General features: G+C 69.7%; 16 protein-coding genes. 8 read left to right on the top strand and 8 right to left on the bottom strand.

The window, feature by feature from the left end:
• Positions 1-42 precede the first annotated feature (42 nt).
• Positions 43-738: a cyclase family protein gene (locus tag OG990_RS15185; protein WP_406081081.1), complete on the top strand. Its 696-nt coding sequence runs from the start codon at positions 43-45 to the stop codon at positions 736-738.
• Complete coding sequence (locus tag OG990_RS15180; protein WP_406081079.1) at positions 735-1,535, top strand: SDR family NAD(P)-dependent oxidoreductase; 801 nt, start codon at positions 735-737, stop codon at positions 1,533-1,535. The genes OG990_RS15185 and OG990_RS15180 overlap by 4 nt, the downstream gene beginning before the upstream one ends.
• Here the strand turns inward: OG990_RS15180 and OG990_RS15175 are convergent.
• From OG990_RS15175 to OG990_RS15165, 3 genes are read right to left on the bottom strand one after another with little or no spacing between them, the layout of a single operon-like run.
• Entirely contained in the window at positions 1,532-2,182 is a 651-nt protein-coding gene (locus OG990_RS15175) for a GntR family transcriptional regulator (protein ID WP_328415421.1), read from the bottom strand. The genes OG990_RS15180 and OG990_RS15175 overlap by 4 nt on opposite strands.
• A 45-nt stretch (positions 2,183-2,227) precedes the next feature.
• Positions 2,228-2,935, bottom strand: a complete 708-nt coding sequence (locus tag OG990_RS15170) for an enoyl-CoA hydratase/isomerase family protein (RefSeq protein WP_355611955.1) — start codon at positions 2,933-2,935, stop codon at positions 2,228-2,230.
• Positions 2,935-4,470: an aldehyde dehydrogenase gene (locus OG990_RS15165; RefSeq protein ID WP_406081077.1), complete on the bottom strand. Its 1,536-nt coding sequence runs from the start codon at positions 4,468-4,470 to the stop codon at positions 2,935-2,937. Before OG990_RS15165 ends, OG990_RS15170 begins: the two co-directional genes overlap by 1 nt.
• A gap of 29 nt (positions 4,471-4,499) precedes the next feature.
• Between OG990_RS15165 and OG990_RS15160 the strand changes: the two genes are divergently transcribed.
• From OG990_RS15160 to OG990_RS15140, 5 genes are all read left to right on the top strand, one after another.
• The gene (locus OG990_RS15160) at positions 4,500-5,393 is read left to right on the top strand and encodes an NAD(P)-dependent oxidoreductase (protein WP_406081076.1); all 894 of its coding nucleotides are present in this window, start codon (positions 4,500-4,502) and stop codon (positions 5,391-5,393) included.
• Entirely contained in the window at positions 5,390-6,136 is a 747-nt protein-coding gene (locus OG990_RS15155) for an SDR family oxidoreductase (protein WP_406081074.1), read from the top strand. Before OG990_RS15160 ends, OG990_RS15155 begins: the two co-directional genes overlap by 4 nt.
• Before the next feature lie 243 nt (positions 6,137-6,379).
• Positions 6,380-7,483: an LLM class flavin-dependent oxidoreductase gene (locus OG990_RS15150; RefSeq protein ID WP_328415432.1), complete on the top strand. Its 1,104-nt coding sequence runs from the start codon at positions 6,380-6,382 to the stop codon at positions 7,481-7,483.
• On the top strand, positions 7,480-8,043 hold the full coding sequence (locus OG990_RS15145; RefSeq protein ID WP_406081073.1) for a carboxymuconolactone decarboxylase family protein: 564 nt from the start codon (positions 7,480-7,482) through the stop codon (positions 8,041-8,043). The genes OG990_RS15150 and OG990_RS15145 overlap by 4 nt, the downstream gene beginning before the upstream one ends.
• Positions 8,040-8,762, top strand: coding sequence for an alpha/beta fold hydrolase (locus tag OG990_RS15140; RefSeq protein ID WP_406081072.1), 723 nt, complete (start codon positions 8,040-8,042; stop codon positions 8,760-8,762). The genes OG990_RS15145 and OG990_RS15140 overlap by 4 nt, the downstream gene beginning before the upstream one ends.
• A 514-nt stretch (positions 8,763-9,276) precedes the next feature.
• Here the strand turns inward: OG990_RS15140 and OG990_RS15135 are convergent.
• Positions 9,277-10,278, bottom strand: coding sequence for a Gfo/Idh/MocA family protein (locus tag OG990_RS15135; protein WP_406081071.1), 1,002 nt, complete (start codon positions 10,276-10,278; stop codon positions 9,277-9,279).
• Between the two features lie 274 nt (positions 10,279-10,552).
• Between OG990_RS15135 and OG990_RS15130 the strand changes: the two genes are divergently transcribed.
• A complete protein-coding gene (locus OG990_RS15130; RefSeq protein WP_406081070.1) occupies positions 10,553-11,701 on the top strand; it encodes a flavin reductase in 1,149 nt (382 codons plus the stop codon).
• A 1,623-nt stretch (positions 11,702-13,324) separates the two neighbouring features.
• On the opposite strand, the gene OG990_RS15125 is transcribed toward OG990_RS15130, so the two are convergent.
• The 4 genes from OG990_RS15125 to OG990_RS15110 form a co-directional block, all read right to left on the bottom strand.
• Positions 13,325-14,320 carry a hypothetical protein gene (locus OG990_RS15125; protein WP_406081068.1) on the bottom strand — a complete coding sequence of 332 codons (996 nt, stop codon included), beginning with the start codon at positions 14,318-14,320 and terminating at the stop codon, positions 13,325-13,327.
• Positions 14,321-14,594: 274 nt separating this feature from the next.
• Positions 14,595-16,226, bottom strand: coding sequence for a hypothetical protein (locus OG990_RS15120; RefSeq protein WP_406081067.1), 1,632 nt, complete (start codon positions 16,224-16,226; stop codon positions 14,595-14,597).
• A 256-nt stretch (positions 16,227-16,482) separates the two neighbouring features.
• Complete coding sequence (locus OG990_RS15115) at positions 16,483-16,617, bottom strand: helix-turn-helix domain-containing protein (protein ID WP_406081066.1); 135 nt, start codon at positions 16,615-16,617, stop codon at positions 16,483-16,485.
• 106 nt (positions 16,618-16,723) lie between these two features.
• Complete coding sequence (locus OG990_RS15110) at positions 16,724-19,432, bottom strand: sugar-binding protein (RefSeq protein ID WP_406081065.1); 2,709 nt, start codon at positions 19,430-19,432, stop codon at positions 16,724-16,726.
• Positions 19,433-19,722 lie beyond the last annotated feature (290 nt).

Here is a 19,722-nt window from a genome sequence, read left to right as displayed (position 1 = left end):
ACCCCGGTCAGCGGGGCCGGCCCGACGGAAGGGAGTGTCGACGTGCAGCTCGTCGACCTGTCACAGGACATCTACCAGGGCATGCAGGTCTATCCCGGCCACCTCAAGACCGTGGTGTTCGACCACGCGTTGCACGAAGAGACGGCGCTGCGCTTCGTGGGCGGCTTCTCGTTCCAGACCAAGGGCATCATCTTCAACGACAACGGCCCGACCCACGTCGACTCGTTCTCCCATCTCGACCCCGACCCGTCGGCCCAGACAATCGACCAGATGTCGCTCGACCTGTTCTACGGGCCGGCGGTCTGCCTCGACGTCTCGCACGTCGGCGCCGGCCAGGACATCACCGCCGAGCATCTCGACGCGGCGCAGGACGCCGTCGACGTGACCGTCGAGCGCGGCGACATCCTGCTGCTGCACACCGGGACGCACGGCCGGTACGCCGGGCAGCCGCAGTACCTCACCGAATTCCCCGGCCTCGGGGAGACCGGCAGCGAATGGATCGTCGAGCACGGGGTGAAGACGTTCGGCGTGGACAGCCCGACACCCGACAACCCGACCAGCAAGTCCTACCCGTGCCACATGATGTGCCGCCGCCACCACATCACCCACTACGAGAACCTCACCAACCTCGACCAGCTGATCGGCAAGCGGTTCACGTTCGTCGGCTTCCCGCTCAAGGTGCTCGGCGCCCACGGCGGCCCGACCCGCGCGGTCGCCCTGCTCGATGGTCCGGCGTGACCACCGTCGACGGGCCCGCCTTCCCGGGCGACCGGGTGGCGGGCCGTACCGCCGTCGTGACCGGTGCCGGCAGCGGGCTTGGCCGTGCGATCACGCTCGCTCTCGCGGCCCGCGGCGCCCGCGTGGTCGCGGTCGGGCGCAACCGGGAGCGGCTCGATGCCGTGGCGGCCGAGGCCAAGGCGATGTCCGGGAGCATCCGGGTCACGGCGGCCGACGTGTCCGACCCGGCGAGCGTTGCCGCGCTCGCCGAGGAGGTGGCCGACGAGACGGTGGGGATCCTGGTCAACAACGCCGGCGTCCCTGGCCCCGTCGCGCCGCTGGTCGACATCAAGCCCGACGAGTGGGACGACGTCTTCGCGACCAACGTCCGCGGCATCTACCTGATGTGCCGGGCGTTCCTCCCGGCGATGGTCGAGCGGGGCGTCGGCGACGTGATCAACCTCGCGTCGGTGAGCGGCAAGCGCCCGCTGACCCGCCGCACGCCGTACACCGCCTCCAAAATGGCGGTGATCGGGCTGACCGCGACGCTCGCGTACGAAGTGGGACCGGCGGGCGTCTCGGTGAACTGCCTGTCGCCGGGTCCGGTCCAGGGGCCGCGGATGACCCGCAACTTCAACCTGGAGGCCGAGCGCACCGGGACGACGTACGAGGAGGCCGAGGAGGCGTTCGTGTCGCGGGCAGCGCTGCACCGGATGCTCACCGAGGACGAGGTGGCCGCGGCCGTCGTCGCGATGCTGCACATGCCCGGCCTCTGCGCGGCCGACATCGACCTGTCCGCGGGGATGGTGGCGCGCTAAGCCCCGTCCCGCTCCTGGGTGAGCAGGTAGTCGAGCACGACGGCGTGTGACGACGCGAGGTGGGCGCGGGTGAGCTCGGCGGCAGCCCGCGCTTCCTGCGCCTTCACCGCGTCGAGGATCTGCCGGTGCTCCTCCTGCAGGTGCCCGGCCTGGCCGACCACGTCGAGATGGAAATAGATGTAGCGGTCGGCGAGCCGCCGCAGCTGCTCGACCATCGCGATCATGCGCGGCCGTCCGGCCAGCGTGTAGACCTCCGCGTGGAAAGCCGCGTTGGTCTCCACCCAGGTGCCCGGACCGATGGCCGGGTCATCCATCACCGCGAGCAGATGGGTCATCCGCGTGATGCCGGCCCGGCCCACCCGCGGGACGGCGAGCCGGGTGGCGACGGGTTCGACCGCCTCACGCAGCTCGTAGAGTTCCTGCAGGTCGTCGATGGACAGCGGGGTCACCACCGCGGTCGCGCCGCGTAGCTCGACGAGCCCTTCGCTGGCGAGCTGCTGGAGGGCGTCGCGGACCGGGATACGGCTGACGCCGTACTCCTCGGCCAGGCCTGCCTGCGACAGCGCGGTCCCCGGCAGGAGCTGCCCGCTGGACACACGCTCGCGCAGGCTACCCGCCACTCGCGCGGCGGCCGACTCGGTGGACACCCGAGCAGTCTGCCGTACGCCGGTTGAACCCGTCATGCCGCCACGTCAGCCCTCGCCACGGCGTAGCGACCCGACCACGAGCCGGTCGATGCTCACGTCGAGAGCGCGCTCGTCGCCAACATCGCCGAACACCCGGAGCATGTCCTTGATGTCGCCGTGCACCCGCGGGCTGCGGGCGCGCAGCTGCGCAACCATGTCGTCGACCCGCTTGGTCAGGGCGTCACGCGTGTCGACCACCTCGTTGAGCAGGCCGAGCTCCGCCGCCTGTTCGGCGGCCAGTGGCTCTCCCGTCGCGGTGAGCCAGAACGCCTTCCGGCGGCCGACCACGCGAGGCAGCCAGGCGAGGACCAGGGCCGGCGCGAGGCCGATGCCGACTTCGGGGAACCGGAAGGCCGCGTCCCGCACCGCGACCGACACGTCGAAGGCCGCCACCAGGCCGACACCGAACCCGGCCGCGTCGCCCTGCACCTCGGCGACGGTCACCAGCCTCGTCCGCTGCGCCGAGCGGGTGAGCCCGGCGAGCGCCTCGGCCTCCGCCCGCACCTCGGCCGGAGTCGAGCCGCCACGGTCGCGGCCAAGGCAGAACACGTCACCGGTTGCCCGCAGGCGCAGCACGTGAGCGCCCTCCGGCGGGTCGTCGAGCACGGCCGCCAGCTGTCCGCACAGCTCGATGCTGAACAGGTTCTCCGGGGGCCGGGACAGCTCGGCCAGGATCACGCCGTTCTCGACCGGGTGGATGGTCAGGTCGCTCATCAGTTCAGCCTTCCGGTCGCTTTGCCGCCGTACCAGTCAACGTCGTCGGTCGCCGTCCGGACGGTCACCGCACGCACCTGCGTGAAGTCGTGGAACGACTCCCAGCCGCCCTCGCGGCCGATTCCGCTCTCCTTGAGACCACCCCACGGGGAGGACGGGTCCAGGCGGTGGTGGTCGTTGATCCAGACCATCCCGGCCTCGAGCCGGGACGCCACGCGGTGGGCGCGGGCGATGTCACGGGTCCATATCGCGGAGCCGAGGGCGTACGGCGAGTCGTTGGCGATCGCGACGGCCTCGTCCTCCTCGTCGAAGGGGATCACCACGACGACGGGCCCGAAGATCTCCTCGCGGGCCACGGTCATGTCGTTGGTGACATTGGCCAGCACGGTCGGCTGCACGAAGAAGCCGTCCTCCAGCCCGGGCACGGTCGCGGCGGCGCCACCCGTGACGACGCGGGCGCCGGACCGCACGCCCTCGGCGATGCGGCCGAGGATCCGGTCCCTGGCTCGGGCGGAGATCACCGGGCCGAGCTGTGTGGACTCGTCGCTGGGGTTGCCGATGCGAATTCCCTCGGCGACCGCGGTCAGCGCGTCGAGGAACCCGTCGTGGATGCTGCGGTGCACCAGCAGCCGGCTACCCGCGATGCAGGTCTGGCCGGCCCCGATGAAGCCGCCGAACGCGGCGCCGCGCGCGGCCACGTCGACGGGGGTGTCACCGAAGATGATGACCGGTGACTTGCCGCCGAGCTCGAGTGTGGTCTTGGCGAAGCGCCTCGCCGCCGCGAGCGCGATCGACCGGCCAGGCTCGGTGCCGCCGGTGAACACCACCTTCTTCACCAACGGGTGCTCGGTGAGAGCGGCGCCCACGACCGGGCCGAGGCCGTTGACGACGTTGAGTACGCCGTCGGGAATGCCGGCCTCGTGGGCGATGTCGGCCAGCAACATCGCGGTCAGGGGGGTCTGCTCGGACGGCTTCAGCACCACCGAGTTGCCGGTCGCCAGCGCGGGCGCGAGAGCCTTCGACGCGATCATCATCGGGTGGTTGAACGACGCCAGGATCGTGACCACGCCGAGGGGCAGCCGGCTGGTGTACGAGTGGTAGGGCCCGGGCATCGGGACCACCGCGTCGCGGTCCGCGAGCAGCAGCGAGGCGTTGTAGCGGTACCACTCCGGCAGCCGGGTGATCTGCGCCTTCGTCTCGGTCAGTGGCCGGCCGTTGTTGGCGGTCTCCAGCTGGTAGAGGTCGCTCATCCGCGCCGCGATCCCGTCAGCGAACCGGTGCAGGATCCGCGACCGCTCGTGGATTGGCATCCGGCTCCACACGCCGGAGTCGAAGGCCGCTTGCGCGACCCGGACGGCCTCCTCGACGTCGGCCTGGTCGGCACTGTCAGCGACCGCGAGCACGCCGCCCGTCGCGGGATTGACGACATCGAGCCGAGGGCCCCGCCCCTCGACGACCCGGCCGCCGATGCGTAGCCCGGTCGCCAATGGTCCAGAGGGGAGCGCCACCGTCGGCCGGATGTGGGCCGTGGTCACGGCGCCATTCGCTTGGTATACATCATGGCGTGAAGGTATACACGAGTTCCGGTCAGGTCAACGGTCCCCGCGTCTCCGTGCTCGGCACCGGGGTGATGGGCGCCAGGATGGCGCGCAACCTCGCCGCGGCCGGGCTGCCGCTCAACGTCTGGAACCGCACGCCCGAGCGGGCGGCCCCGCTGGCCAAGGCCGGCGCCCGCGTGGCCCCGACGGTCGCCGACGCTGTCCGCGACGCCGACGTCGTGCTGACGATGCTGTGGGACGCCGACACCGTCGAGGAGGTGCTCCGCGACGCGGACGGAGCGTTCGCGCAGGGCGCGGTGCTGCTGCAGACCAGCACCGTCGGCGTCGACGGCGCCACGCGCCTGGCCGACGTGGCGGCCGAGCTCGGGTTGCGGTACGTCGACGCGCCAGTCCTCGGCACCAAACATCCCGCCGAGCAGGGAACCCTCGTCGTGCTGGCGTCCGGGCCCGCCGACACGCGGGCCGTGGTCACCCCAGTGCTCGACGCCATCGGCTCCCGGACCGTCTGGCTCGGCGAGGCCGGCACGGCCTCGCGGCTCAAGCTCGCGGCCAACGCGTTCGTGCTCAACGTGACGGCGGCCATCGCCGAGTCGATGGCGGTGGCGGGCGCACTCGGCCTCGCCCCGACAGCGTTCCTGGACGCGATCCACGGCGGCCCGATGGAGTCGCCGTTCGTCGCGGCCAAGGGCACCCTGATGGCGGCAGGCGACTACCCGCTCTCCTTCGCAGTCGACAGCGGGATCAAGGACGCCCGGTTCATCCTCGCCGCGGCCGGCGACGCCGCGCCCCTCACCGCCGTCACGCTCGAGCTGCTCGCGACCGCCTCCGCGGCAGGCCACGGCGGCGACGACATCGCGGCGCTCGCCCACGCCGTACCCCAGCCGTGGGGGGCGCGGTGAGCCGCCCGGTTGCCGTCGTCACGGGCGGAACGCGTGGCATCGGGGCCGCCACCGCCGAACTCCTCGCCGACCGCGGCCACGACCTGGTGCTTGGCTACCGGTCGCGCGACGCCGAGGCGGCCGAGCTGGCCGAACAGCTGGGCGAGCGGGGCGTCGAGGTGCGCACCGTGCGCTGCGACGTCGCGGACGAGGCCGACGTCGAGCGACTGTTCACCGTCGCCGACGCGCTGGGTCCGCTGGCCGCACTGGTCAACAACGCCGGAGTCCTCGAACAGCAACGATCGATGGTCGAAATCGACATGGCTCGCTGGCGCCGGGTCTTCTCCGTCAACGTCTTCGGCGCGGCCGCGTGCTGCCGTGCCGCGGTCCGCCGTATGTCCACCCAGACCGGCGGCAAGGGTGGCGCGATCGTCAACCTGTCGTCGCGCGCCGCGCAGCTCGGCTCGCCCCTGGAGTACGTCGACTACGCCGCCAGCAAGGCCGCCGTCGACACGATGACCCGGGGACTCGCGCTGGAGGTGGCCCGCCACGGGGTGCGGGTGAACGCCGTGCGCCCCGGCATCATCGACACCGAGATTCACGCGAGTGGTGGGGATCCGGGGCGCGTGCCGCGGCTCGGCCCCGCGCAGCCGATGGGACGGCCGGGCACGGCCGTCGAGGTCGCAGAGGCCGTCGTGTGGCTGCTCTCAACATCGGCGTCGTACATCACCGGCACCGTGCTCGACGTTTCGGGCGGCCGCTGAACCGACGCCGCCTGCCGGCTCCCTCGGTGCGCGGGCTGATCACCGAAGCCGGCCGCCTGCACGTCATCGACAGCCGCATGACAGCTGTGGTGGAGCGCTGGCCACCGCACCGGCACTGACGACTTGCGTCATTCACCGCCTGCGGATTCACAGGCCGCGCCACTGCCCAGACACGGATCGCGAACGAGACTGCCGATACGCGGAACAGACCGCGGGGCGACGCACAGGAAGCGAGAGCACGCCGTGAGACTGGGTTACTTCTCGATGCCGCTGCACCCACTCGGCCGGACGTGGGCCGAAACCCTCCGGGAGGACCGCGAGGCGGTCATCCTGGCGGACTCGCTGGGCTTCCACGACGCGTTCATCGGAGAGCACCTCACCGACCAGCACGAGAACATCACCAACAGTCTGCTGTTCCTGGCAACGCTGATCTCCGACACGCAGCACATTCGGCTGGCGACCGGCACCACGAACCTGTCACAGCAGCACCCGGTGCTGGTAGCGGCGAACTCAGCGATGTTCGACCACCTCAGCAACGGCCGGTTCATCCTCGGCATCAGCCCGGGCGCGCTGACGTCCGACGCGGAGGCGCTCGGCATCCTGCACGAGGACCGCAACCGGATCTTCGCCGAGGCGATCGACGTGATCACGAAGATCTGGGAGCTGGACCCGCCGTACTCAATCGATCTGCCCGACAACCGCTTCAAGGTCACCACCGAGACCACCATCGACCTCGACTTCGGCGTCGGCATCATGCCGAAGCCGCTCCAACAGCCCCGGCCCGAGATCGTCGGCACCGTCGTGGCGCCGTTCTCCAAAGGCGTCATCGCGATGGGCCAACGGGACTTCCACCCGCTGTCGTCCAACTTCCTGCTCCCGCAATGGGTGGCCACGCATTGGCCCAACTATGTTCAGGGCAAGCAAGCCGCCGGCGAAGTGGCAGACCCGGCCGACTGGCGCGTGGCTCGTACGGTGTTCGTCGCCGACGACCCTAGCGTGGCGCAGGCCTACGGCCGCGACAACGAGGACAGCCCGTACCGGTTCTACTACTCGCAGATGCTGAAGAAGATGCGGAAACTCGGCCGCCTCGAGCTGTTCAAGACCCACCGGGACCAGCCGGACGAGGAGATCACGCTCGACTACGTTCTCGACAAGCTGGTCATCGCCGGCACGCCGGAGTCGGTTACCGAGCAGATCCTCGCCTTCCGCCAGGAGATCGGCGAGTTCGGCGAACTCGTGTACGCCGGACTGGACTGGGTCGACCCGAGGCTGGCCCGCCGCTCGATGGAGTTGATGGCGCAGAAGGTCATGCCCGATGTCAACTCGGCCCTGGGTTCCGCGGCGTGAGCGACCGCCTGCCACTGCCCTCCGACGCCGAGCTCACCCATGAGCAGCGCGCGGCCGCCGCACGGATCGCCGCCGGTCCGCGCGGCATGGTCTTCGGGCCGTTCGTGCCACTGCTGCGCAGCCCCGAACTGATGACCCGGCTCCAACTGGTCGGCGAGTACCTGCGGTTCGACAGCGCACTCGACGACGACCTGGTGGAGCTGGTGATCCTCTACGTCGCGCGGGCTTGGGACCAGGAGTTCGAGTTCGGCTACCACCAGCCGCTGGCGTTGCAGGCCGGCCTCCCCGAGGAGGTCGTTGACGCCGTCGCGCGAGGCGTGCGGCCGGCGGGTGGCCGGCCGGAGGTCGGTTATGTGTACGACCTGCTCGACGAACTGCACACCACGCGCCAGGTCTCCGACGCGACGTACGCCTCCGCTGTCGAGGCACTGGGCGAGGCGCGGGTCGTCGAGGTGGTCGGCACAGCCGGCTATTACACCACTCTGGCAATGACGATGAACACCGCCCGGACACCCCCGCCCGACCGGGCGCCACGACTTCCGGCCCGGGAGCGCGCATGAAGGCCCCACTGGTCCTACTGCACCCGCTGGGTGTCGACCACCGGTTCTGGAACCCAGTGGTCGAAGCGCTGCCCGACGACGTGGGCGACGTCGTTGTGCCCGACCTGCTGGGTCACGGGTCCGCCCCGCTGCCGCCGCAGGGCGCGACAATTGATGACTTCGCCGATGCGATCGAGGCTGACATCGCCAGGCATAGCCAGATCCATCTCGTAGGGGTGTCGCTCGGCGGCCTGGTCGCCCAGGTGCTCGCCGCTCGACGGCCCGACCTTGTGAAGCGACTCGTCGTCGCCGACACCGTCGCGGTCTACCCCGACGCCATGCGAGCGATGTGGCGAAACCGGGCGGCCACGGTGCGGCGTGAGGGCATCGAGGCCGTCGTCGAGCCGATGGAGGCGCTGTGGTTCTCCGAGGCGTTCCGCCGGGACGCGACCGATGCGGTCGAGCGCGTGCGCCGGATCCTGCTGGCCAGCGACCCGGAGGGGTACGCCCGCACCTGTGAGGCGTTGGCGATCGCGGACACCACCGCCTTGGTGGGATCGGTTGCGGCGCCCGTGCTCGTGGCGTGCGGCAAGGACGACGCGCCGCCGTTCCGGCAAGCGACCCAATGGTTCGCCGCGACGATTCCAGCGGTGACGGTGGCGTGGCTCCCGGGCGGGCACGCCACGGCATACGAGAACCCGAAGCCTTTTGCGGACGTGGTGGCGGGCTTTCTCTCCTGACCGTCGGTGCGGATAAGCCGTCGCCTCGCGTTCGGGCTGGGCGAGGGGGACGTAGGAGCAGCCGTACCAGCCGGACGGCGACCTCAGGCAGGGTTCGCCGCCGCTGAAAGGAGTGGCCGAGCAGCGCGGGCTTGTGCAGCCGGTTTCGCACCGTGCGCTCGCCGCAGTCGTAGCTGCTCTGCCGCCGCTACGTGACTGCCGGGAGCAGGGCCCGGACCTCGTGCGGGTCGTCGCCGTGAAGTCCGGCGAGCTCGACGAGGGCTGACCCGTCGTATCCCCCTGCGAGCCAGAACGCGGCCCACCGAGGGATCCATTCGGTGGGCAACATGCCCAGCGTCAGCCACGCGACAGGAGTTGGTGCGGGAACCTCGCTGCCGGAGTGTCCGGGCCAATCGTGCATTCGGTCATCGTGTCGACTCGGTGGTGATCGCGCGAAACGTTTCGTCGCTGGAGTGGTTAGGCGCGGACCGCTAGGGAAGCCGGCTGCTGTCGAACCACGATGCGCCTGGGGTCGTCACGACGAACCACCCACCCGTTCAACGAGCCCGCTGTGCGCCGAGCGGGTGATCGCCTCGAACGCGTCGACGTTGTACAGCATCTCCTCGTACAACACCGGGTACGGCTTTTCGCCGGCGGCGGCACGGGCGAATGCTTCGATGTTCTCGCGGACGCTCGGGTGCGGCGGAAAGAACACCGTCTTCGGCTCCGCTCCCCGGTGCACGGTGGTGACATCCCAGCCGCGCGGGAGCTCGGGGTGGTTGCGATCACGGATCTCCACCCACGCCTTGGACCCGAGCACCGTCACCCGGCCGACGAACGGCGTGGTGAGGATGGCCGTGATCATCGCAGTTCGGCCGTTCTCGAAGCCCATGGTGATCGTGAGAGTGTCACCGTTTTCGAACGTCGTCGCGTGGATGCCGAGGCGGGCCCACACCTCCACCGGTCGACCGAACACCGCGATCGCCAGGTCGACCATGTGGATGCCGGTGGCCGACAGCGGGCCGACCGGCGCGTCGGCGGTGGACAGCCGCCAGTTGTCGCCCGGCAGGTCCAGGAACTTGTCCTGGCTGAAGTTGCCCTCGAACACCAGCGGGGTACCTACCTCGCCGCTGCGGCACATCTCGCGCAGCTGCTGGACGGCCGGCTCGAAGCGGCGCTCGTGGCCGATGCCGAGCTGCACGCCCGCCGCCTGCACCGCCGCGATGGCGGCACGGGCCTCGCGGCCGTTGGTGGTCAGCGGCTTCTCGCAGAACACGTGCTTGTCAGCCCTGGCCGCGGCCACAATCTGTTCCCCGTGCAAGCGGTGCGGCGTGCAAAGGATCACCGCATCGACGGCCTCGTCCGCGAGGGCCTCGTCCAGCGAGGTCGCCACGCGGATGCCGTGCTCGGCTCCGCGCTCACGGGCGGATTTGGCGACGTCCACGCCCAGTACGACTCGAACGTGCTCGCTGTTGGCCAGGTCGGCGACGATCTTCTGGCCCCACCATCCGAGGCCCACGACGGCTGCGTTGATCACCCTAGAAGTCAAGCCTCGGGACCGGGGAAAGCGGAGTGTCCCCCAACGTGAAATTCACCCGCCGCGATGGCGGAATCCGTCAGTCCCACCGGATACCTCGCCGGGTACGACGCGGAGCAGCAGCCTTCTTACGGCCCCCGGCACCCCGGCACCCGCAATCTCACGGCTTGCGTGAGTGCCCGCCATCCGCCCGCTTTGTTCAATGAGCAGCACCGGGAAGAAGGACGTGACACCGTCCGCAGCCAGTCCCGGCAGCGACGACGGAGGTAGGGGAATGAAGCCCGCCAGCACCAGCACGGACCCGTCGGTGGATGCGGCCAACTTCCGGCACGTCGTCGGTCACCTCGCCAGCGGGGTCACCGTCGTCACGACCGAGGCGGACGGCAAGCGTCACGGCATGACCGCGAGTTCCGTGACGTCGCTGTCGCTCGACCCGCCGATGATGCTCGCCTGCATCAACAACGCCGTCCCAACCGCACAGGCGGTGTCGATGTCCAGGCGGTACGTCGTCAACGTGCTCGGCGAGGACCAGGGCGAGCTCGCCAAGCAGTTCGGCATCGCGAGCAGTGACAAGTTTCGCGGTGTCGCCCTCCACATTGGGGCGCTCGGGCTGCCGCTGCTCAGCGACGCCCTCGCGCACATCGAGTGCGAGGTCGTCGAGTCGGTCGCCGGCGGTACCCACACGATCTTTCTGGGGCGGGTGGTGTCCGCGACCGCCGGCCAGGGGCAGCCGCTGACGTACTTCCGCGGCGGGTTCGGCCGGTTCGAGTTCGCTCGCGACGATGAGGTCTACGGACGCGCGCGCGAGCTCGTGCTGAGCCGGGTGTACCCCGCCGACCACGCGTTGCCGCTCGAGGAACTGGCGACGCAACTCGACGTCGACCAGGCAGCTGCGTTCTACGCGCTGACCCGGCTGTCGTCGGATGGGCTGGTCCGCCGTGACCCGGACCGCGGCTACGTGATCGCGCCGCTCGACGTGCGCACCTCCGACGAGACCTTCGACGCCCGGCTCGCGATCGAACTCGGCGTCATCACGCTATCGATGCATCGGGTGACCGATGACGAGGTGGCCGAGCTGCGTCGCCGTTTCGACACGATGGCCGCGTTGCTCGTCGGCGAGCGGTTCGTGGACTTTCACGGCTATCTCGACGCCAACTACGCGTTTCACGAGCACCTCGTGTCCCTCGCCCGCAATCCGCTGCTCACGTCGACGTTCGGTCGGCTCAGCATCAAGAGCGTGATGACCCGCTCATTCGGGTCGACGCCCGAAACCTCACAGAAGTTCGTGAAGGTTCAAGGGCGCCTGATGGAAGCGTTCGAGCGGCGCGACGCACGCGCCGCAAGGCAGGCCGCCATCGACTACTGCGAGCTCGCAAAGAAGCGGGTCCGCGAGATCCTGGTGTTCACCGGCGGACGGCTCTAGATGCGCCTGCTTACAGTCCGCTGATCGGGGATCCGCCGAGCGCGCTGTGCCGTTCGGCTCAGTCCCGCGTGAGCTTCCTCGATCGCCGCAAGGGTGGCCTGCAGGTGCTGGACGGTCAGGCGCACGGCGGCCTGTTCGTCCCGCCGCTGGTAGATGTTCAGGAGCTCCTTGTGCTCCGCGTTCGCCTCGGCAACCTGGCATGGCCGCGCGGTGAGCGAGAGTGCGACATAGGCTTCTGTGGACGCCCGAGCTGGCGGGATGCGGCCGGAGCAGGTCCTGCGACGGGGCTATCGACGACGGTTGGGCCGGTTCGCTGGCCGGCAGGAGCCTCATCATGCAGGCCTGCCTGTGGGCTACCAACACCTTGGCTACGTGGCTGAGCTGGGCATCGGTCCAAGTCGCTCATACTCGTGATCAGCAGGTGGAGGACGGGCTGACGTTTTGTCCGCGCGTGGGTCAGGCCAGCGGCGACGGAACATTTGGAGCATAACGGTTGCAAGCGCAGGGCCCGGATGTCCGCCCATCGTGGTGACCCTTCCTGATTTTCGGTCAAGGACCTGAACAGTCCTTAACGAAAGGCCGAGGTGAGGTCCGATCACGGTTTACCAAGTCAGGCGCGAGGGGTAGCCTCCTGGAAAACTCTCAGCCCATAAGTCGACGAGCGACATGCCACGAGACAGGCCTCCGGCATAACCCATTCCGATTAATCGTGTTGGTCCACGCTCAAGGCCTCTGTCGAGGCCGCCCGATTCGGAGGTGTTTGATGAGGTCGGACGAAGGTGTCCCAATCCGATGGATCACTTGGCCAGCTGGCGTAATCGCCGCGCTCGCCTGGGGGGCTGGTCGCCTTACGTCGATCGCGTTTCTTGACCTCATCTTCGTCGCCGCGGTCGCTTGGTTAGGCGGTTGGTTGTTGAGCGACTTTGCATGCCGCTACCTCACCCGTCGTGGGGAGCTTGCACCGCGGGAGGGTGAAGTCGAGTGGGCGGTCGACGAGCCAAGACCGCGCCCACGGTGACGGAGCCGCCACCTCCTTCCCCGGTTGTTCGTGCCGACCGACGGGTTGGTAGGAGAACGGAAGGGTCCTGGACCGGCGAACGATGGACCGGCGAGATCATCGGGTACAAGCCGGGCACAACCGACGCCAACAAGGGCTGTAGCCAGATGGTGCCGCTGGACCGCGGCCTGATCATGAGTCCTCGGCATCGGGCACGGGCGGCAGTTGCGCGACGGACAGGAATGTGCAGGTAGGAAGCCCGTTGCCGGAATAGCCGGTAACGGGCTTCGCTGCATTTGCGGCGTACATTTGAGCCATTTTCATCGTAGGTGGCGGCGTCTTCGGCGGGCTTGAGGACGAGGATGGCTTGCGGCTCGTTGTTCGATCGCTTTGGATGTCGATGTCGTTCTCGTCTTTCGAAATAAGCGCGGAGACAGTATGACGCGCCAACAACAGGAACCAGCGGTCGTACGGATGACCGAGGTGTGGTTCCTCGTGGGAAACTCTGGCTGGCCGATCCAGGCAGACGCGCTGCGCCGCCTCGATGCCAGGACCAGAACTGCATACATCAACAGCGATCAGATCTGCCGGGCGGACGGAACCGGCGTCGGCGCGAATTATCGAGGCTAAGCCCGTCCAACTGTCCGGTCAGTTTGGTCGTGGTCAGGACGTCCGCTGCCTGGGCTGGACCGCTGCGCTTTAATGGGTGACAGCTCTCCAGGATCGCCGCCATCGGGCCGGGGCTCGTCGCGCCACCGTTCGATGGTCTGCACCATCCAGAACACGGCAAAGAACGCGGCGACGACGATCTCGAGCAGGAACAGGCTGATCCAGTCGACAAGCCACAGCAAGATGCCTATACCGGCGGCCCCTAGCAGGATCCGCGCGAACCATGCGTAGAAATCCCTGGAGCGGGCTAGCGCGCCGGGAATGGCGTTTAGAGTCTCCTGCCGCCCCTGGTCGCGTCGAAGTGCGTTGGCCACCGCCACGACGATGATGCACGCGAGCAGACCGACGGCGGCGATGTAGTGGGCGTTATCAATAAACCATGCCTTGGACGCCGCGAAGGCACCGGCGCAGCCCCCGTACACCACCAACGTCGCGACGAATGCCCACCGAGGGAACTTTGCCCCAGGCATCCTCCGGTCTTTCAACGAGTAGAAGAGTACGGCGGCGAGGAGAGCCAGCGCGCCCACGAACAGCAGAGCAACCGTGCTGTTCTCGACGTTCGCATTGGTGGCCTCGGCCAACGTCCGGACAGTGGGGCAGTCCAGCTTTTCGAGCGCCGGACTGTCCGCCTGCTCGCAGGCACGAACCGCCGTCCTATAGTCCGCGCCGCGCGACGTGGGAACGATCGCGACCACGGCCGCAAACATGCCGCCGAGGTTGAGGAATACGTCTTCGACCTCGTTGGTCCCTTTCAGAGCGATCATGCAGGTTCCGAGGGCGATGAGGGCACCGACGAAGATCGCCTGCGCAGGGGTGTAGTAGTAGGCACTAACGGATGCGAGGAAAGCACCCGCTTGCAGGCTGTGGTACACGACAGCTGCTCCTAGGCCCAGCAGCAAAGCGACCATCGCCGTTCGCAGGTAGCGGTAAGATTTCACCTCGATGTTGGACATTTCGATGCTCCTCGACCGCAGTGAGCGTGCCCTTGTGTACGCATCGTGTACCGAGAAAAGTGCGCCTGGCGGGCACCGGCGTCCAGCGTGGTGTCGTCAAGCCGACAGCCAACGAAATGCGATTGGATACAAGCGGGATCGGGGGACTGCCTCGTGAACGGTGTTTCCGGCGATCTTGGTTACTAGGTTTCAGCGGCTGGGAAGCGGTCGCTGAAGGTGATGGTCACTGCGGCCTGGGAGTATTCGTTTGATCAGGCCGTTGAGGATCTTTCCGTCAGGGCCGACCGGCCTCGGCCGACTGGGTGTTCGACCGACGCCGAACGGTCTCCGAGCTCGGTCGCGGGTCCCCGTCGTCCCGCCGACGCGGCCGCGGTCGCGACGCTGATCGTTGCTCGGTGGCCTTCTCCACCGCGTCGGGGGCCGCGACGGGCGGTGTGGTGCGGCTCGCCGCGGTGTTTACCAGATCCGGCAGGTCCCGCCCGGCCACCAGGGGTAGCTCTCGCGTGACTTGCGCGGTCGGCGCCGCCTCGCCCGCCAGGTCGGCGACTCGGGCGGCACCTGCCTGTCCCGTCGCGGTCCGCGGCATCGGTGCCGCGCGGCGGGTCGTTGCCCGCGGCGCGGTGTCGGCCGGCTCCGCGACGGAGCCTGGCGCGTCCGTGGTCGACGGCGATTCCGCCCGGCTGGTGGCCGACCGGCCTGCTGTGTTGCGCGGCGTTCGGCGCGATGGGGCTGCCGGTAGGAGCGGGGCGAGTTCCGCGTGCAGCGCCGCCCAGTCGGAAGCGGGGGGCGGGTCGGGCTGATCCGTGGTCGAGGTGAGCTGGCCCGTGTCTTCGGACCGCTCCGACTGCCGGTCGGTACGGTCCGGCGTCACCGCCCGGGACCGCTCCGATCCCGGGCGCTCGTCACCGTCTCCTCCCGCCTGCTGAACGGCGTCCCCGGCCGACTCTGGCCGCGCTGAGCCGCCGGAGGCCACGTCCGCCGCGGGGGCTACGGGGGCCGCGTCCATGAGCGGCTCGGGGGCGTGGGCGAGGAGCCGCGCGGCCGAGGCTAGTGCGGCGGGGTCGGGGTGGCCGGCCCGACGCCACCGTCGGCGGCGGCCGCCAGCCGGCAGGTTCCCGGCCAGCACGCGCGCAGGTGCCAGATCGGCGGCGATCAGCGCGGTGAGCCCGTCGTAGTCCGCCTGCTCGGCCAGCCGCTGGGCGATCTCGTCGAGGTCGTACACCGCCAGGGCGATGTCCGCGGTGGTGGCGTCCAGTGCTCGGCTGATCTTGCGGCGCAACACCTTTCTGAGCGCCGTCTGCCGCCGCTCGGCGCGAATCTGCGCGCGGGCCGCGTCGAGCGAACCGTACAGCCCGAGGCCGGGATCGGCTTTGGCCAACGAGCGGGCGCGGCGGGTCAGCCACGGGTGTCGCAACCAGTGCCCGGCTGGTTCGTACCCCGGCGTCGTGGGTGGTAGCTGCTGCCTGGCGCGCAGCCGGTCCCGCCGCTGATTCTCGCTGCTCATGAGCCACACGAGATAACCGAGTAGCGACATGCCCGCGTAGAAACCGCCTTCGAGGTGGTTACTGTGAGCCAGCCAGTTGAAGGCGACAGCGGCGGTGGCGATGCCGGCCGACAACACCCGGGACAGCATCGCCCCTTCGCCTAGTCGACGGCGTACGTCAGCGTTCGCCAGCACCACGACGCCGCCCAGCTCCAACGCCCCAACCGCGGGAAGGGCGACGTACCACGGCATGCCGAGCCCTTCCATCGCCCCGGACACCTGGCCACCGAGCGCGATCAGCAGCACGACAACGTAGAACCCGGTGCGCAGCACGGCAACGTGCCGCATCGCCTTGGCTAGCTCCGCGTCCCACACCTCCGGCGGCCCGGCGCCTGACGCCCCGCCCCTGGCGCCTGAGGCCACGCCAATTGAGTTTCCGCCGATCATCCGAGTCTGGTCCGGTTCCTGGAACACGCCGAGCAGGTTCCTCTCTCACGCCGGCCCCGGCCTGACCGGCGCCGCGGCCACCCGACCCGGCGGTGCCGCCCGCCGAGTCGTACCAGAGCCGCGCTCCAGCTGCCGGCCGTCGTCCGCCGCATGCTACAAGGTTGCGGGCCGAATTGGAGTTCTCAGATACCACGCCGAGTGCGTCGGGTCGCCCCTCCCGTGCCTTGGCGGTTCAGCCGCGCACTCTGGAGGTCCTCGCTAGTCGCGAAACGGTCGACGACGCCCGTCCCAACCTGCGCGTGATCGACCGCAACGACTCACCCGCAGCCCGACCCAACCCGATCTGTTCCCGCTCCAGCGGGCTCAACCTTGGGCCACAACCACCCTAACGAAAATCACAGAAGAGTGTTGCAACCACTGGTTGAGCCCGCCGGTGGAACGACAACTGCCCAAGATCACTGTCCGGAGCGGAGTCAGCGGTGGATCGGGGCCTGCTTCGCCAGCGCCGCGCCATTCGCCTCGAAAGCGGCCAGAACCGAGGTGGCCGTTCCGTCGGACACCGGGATCAGCACCTTCACCGCTCGGCCGGGCCGCAGCTCGACGGTGCGGCTGCCCAGCGCCCGGTCACCGTCCCAGCCGTAGAGGTACGCCGTACCCTTCCGGTCCGCCTTGACGGTCACCTCGACGCCACCGGCTACCGGGCGCTGCCCGGTCAGGGTGAGCGCCCGCTCGGGCAGCCGGGCCACGGCGGCCGGGGCCACCCCGTCCACGGCAGACTGGGCGATCGTCTGCGGGCTGTGAACGCTACGCGCGGAGGTGTCCGGGAAGACCGGGGCGCTCGGCGCCCGGCCCGCCGGGGTGTAGCCGGGCAGGGTCACCAGCCCGTACCGGTACGGGTCGGCCCGGACGCCGGTGAAGGTCGACCAACCGAGCCGGGACTGGGACGACAGGTCCTGGGTGTCCGAGTCGTAGACCAGCACGTTGAAGCCCATCCGGGTCGGGTCCACCGCGTCCGGCAGCACTGCGAAGGGGATGCTCGTCTCGATGGTGTAGCCGGTGTAGGGCGAGCTGACCCGGCTGACCACGGTCATCCCTGGAGCGGTCTCGGCGCCCGGCCCCTGCCGGTTGTCGGCGTCGCGCTGCCAGCACGGCGGGTTGCCGTTGGCCGGGTCGTCGGTGACCGGGAAGATGCCCGCCTTGAACACCGTGGAGGTGTCCGAGGAGTTTCCCTTCGGGTCGACGATGATCTCCACGCTGTCGGTGCGCCGCTGCCGCTTGCAGTCCTGCGGTACCACCTTCCTGCCGAGCACGTCGTCAGTGACCGTGACGATCACCTTGAGCGCGTCCTCGGTGTACGCGATCCGGCCCTTCGCCGAGGCGTCCTGCGGCGTGCTGGCCTCACCCTCCCAAATCCGGGAGAGGTCCAGCTCCGGGCCGGGGTACTCGCCCGCGCTGGCCACCCCGTCGACCGCGTGGTCGCCGCCGGCGTGCGGCACCTCGCTGGCCGGCACGATCTCCAACGCACCGGTCTCCACCGTGCTGCCGACGGCGCTGGTGGTGGTGATGGTGACGCCGTAGTCGCCGTTCTCGCCGCCTTCGTTGGCGGTGGGCAGCGAGGCGTCGGTGTTGGTCACGGTGAAGGTGACCGCGCCGGTGGCGCCGGCCGCCAGGTCGGCGTAACTCTTGGTGGTCGCGTCGGCGGTGAACCCGGCGGGCAGGTCGAGGGTGACCGTGCCGCGCTGTACGGTCTCACCGACGTTTCGCAGGTCCACCCGGACCTCGCGGCCCTGACCCGAGCCGATGGTGAGCACCGGCTTGATCAGCGTGTCGAGCTGGCCGTAGCCGCCCTCGGCGGCCCACTCGCGGAACAGGCCAACCTCGGGCAGCGGCTCCAGGGTGCCCCTGACATCGGCGACCACCCGGAGCGCCTCGTCGGTGGTCCCGGTGCCCTGGCCCTTGGTGGTCAGGGTGGCGGTGAGCAGCTTCTGCGCGCCGGTGTCGGCGCCCTTCGGCACGGTGACCGTGAAGGTCGCCGTCCGCTCTTGGCCCGCCGGGACCACGGTGCCGAGGCCCTTGCCGGCGGAGACCTGCCAGCCGTCCGGGGCGCGCAGCGCGACCCGGGGCACGTCGAGCTTCCGGTCGCCGCCGCGTACGTGTGCGGTGACCTCGACGCTCTCGCCGGGGGCGACGTCGAACCGGTCGGTGGTCAGGTACAGCTCGGTGCCCTTGGGCAGGCCACCCTTGACCGGCGGCAGCACCGGCCCGCGCAGGATCGCCGCGGGTGAGGTGTCCGACGGGTCGTAGGGCACCCGGCTGTCTACCAGGGTGTAGAAGTCGCAGCGCCGTGCGGCGGGGTCGGTCGGGGCGGCGGCGGTGCCGGCCCAGCCCTGGGTGACGTACTCCCGGCGGGCGTCGACCTCGATCTCCGCCCAGCTCTTCCCGCTACTGCTCGGGGTGCCCTCCCATACGCCGAAGACCTGGTCGGTCGGCACGGTCGGGGTGAAGCTGGCCGCGCACTGCGGGCCGGCCGAGGAGCTGCCGGTGCCGCCGGTACGCAGGAACTTCGCTGCCCGGAACGGCTTCAGCCCCTCCTTGCGCAACTGGTCGGGGAAGGCATTCGGGTCGGCCGCGGCCTGGAACGCCTCGGCGGCGAACCGGGCCGCCTGCTGGTGGTTGCCGTGGTTGCCCGGGGTCGGCGACGGGTTCATCGTCATGATGATCTCGGGCCGGGTCTGTCGGATCACCCGGACGATCTGGCCGAGGGTCTCGTCGTGCCCCCAGATCTGCTCCGACAGCGGAGCCGACGCGGTGTACCAGAAGTCGACCCGGTCCAGGTTGTACAGGTTCGCCACGCCGGCCTTGCCGATCGCGGAGCGCTCCTCGCGCTCCCGGATGATGCCCAGCGGCGGCCCCTCCTCCAGGCCGACGGCGTTGCCGCCGCCCTCGCCGCGGGTGATGGTGACGACGCCGGCCCGGGCGCCATACTGCTCCTTCCACTGGCCGAGGGTGGCCAGGCTGCCCGCCTCGTCGTCGGGGTGGGCGCTGACGAAGAGCACGTCCAGGTCGACCGCGCCGGTGGGCCGCTTCGGGGCGGCGTCGGCGGGCGCGGCGAACGCGGTGGTGGGGGTCGCCGTCAGGGCCAGGGCCAGGGCGGCGGGTAGCAGGAATCCCTTTGCTCGCATGCAGATCCTTCCGGACCACGGATCCGACCAGCGTCGACCGGCGGCGGACGCACAACCGCGTCGGCGCCGGGCAGGGTGGTCGGATGGCTGGTGGGGAGCGGACGGTGCTGGACGCCGACGGCGTCGGATCACCGGGGTGCACAGCGGCACGGCTGGTCCGTACACACTGGAAGGCCTTCGCCGGGTGACGCTAAAGATCGGCGGTACGGACCGTCAATACCTTGGAGAAGGTTTTCTTCGTTTGCGAAAGAAACTAAGCCGGTCCGCTCTGGCCCGCCCCCGGCGGCCAT

Source organism: Micromonospora sp. NBC_00858 (assembly GCF_045207365.1).
Lineage (GTDB): Bacteria > Actinomycetota > Actinomycetes > Mycobacteriales > Micromonosporaceae > Micromonospora.
This window is presented reverse-complemented; position numbering and strand designations above follow the sequence as displayed.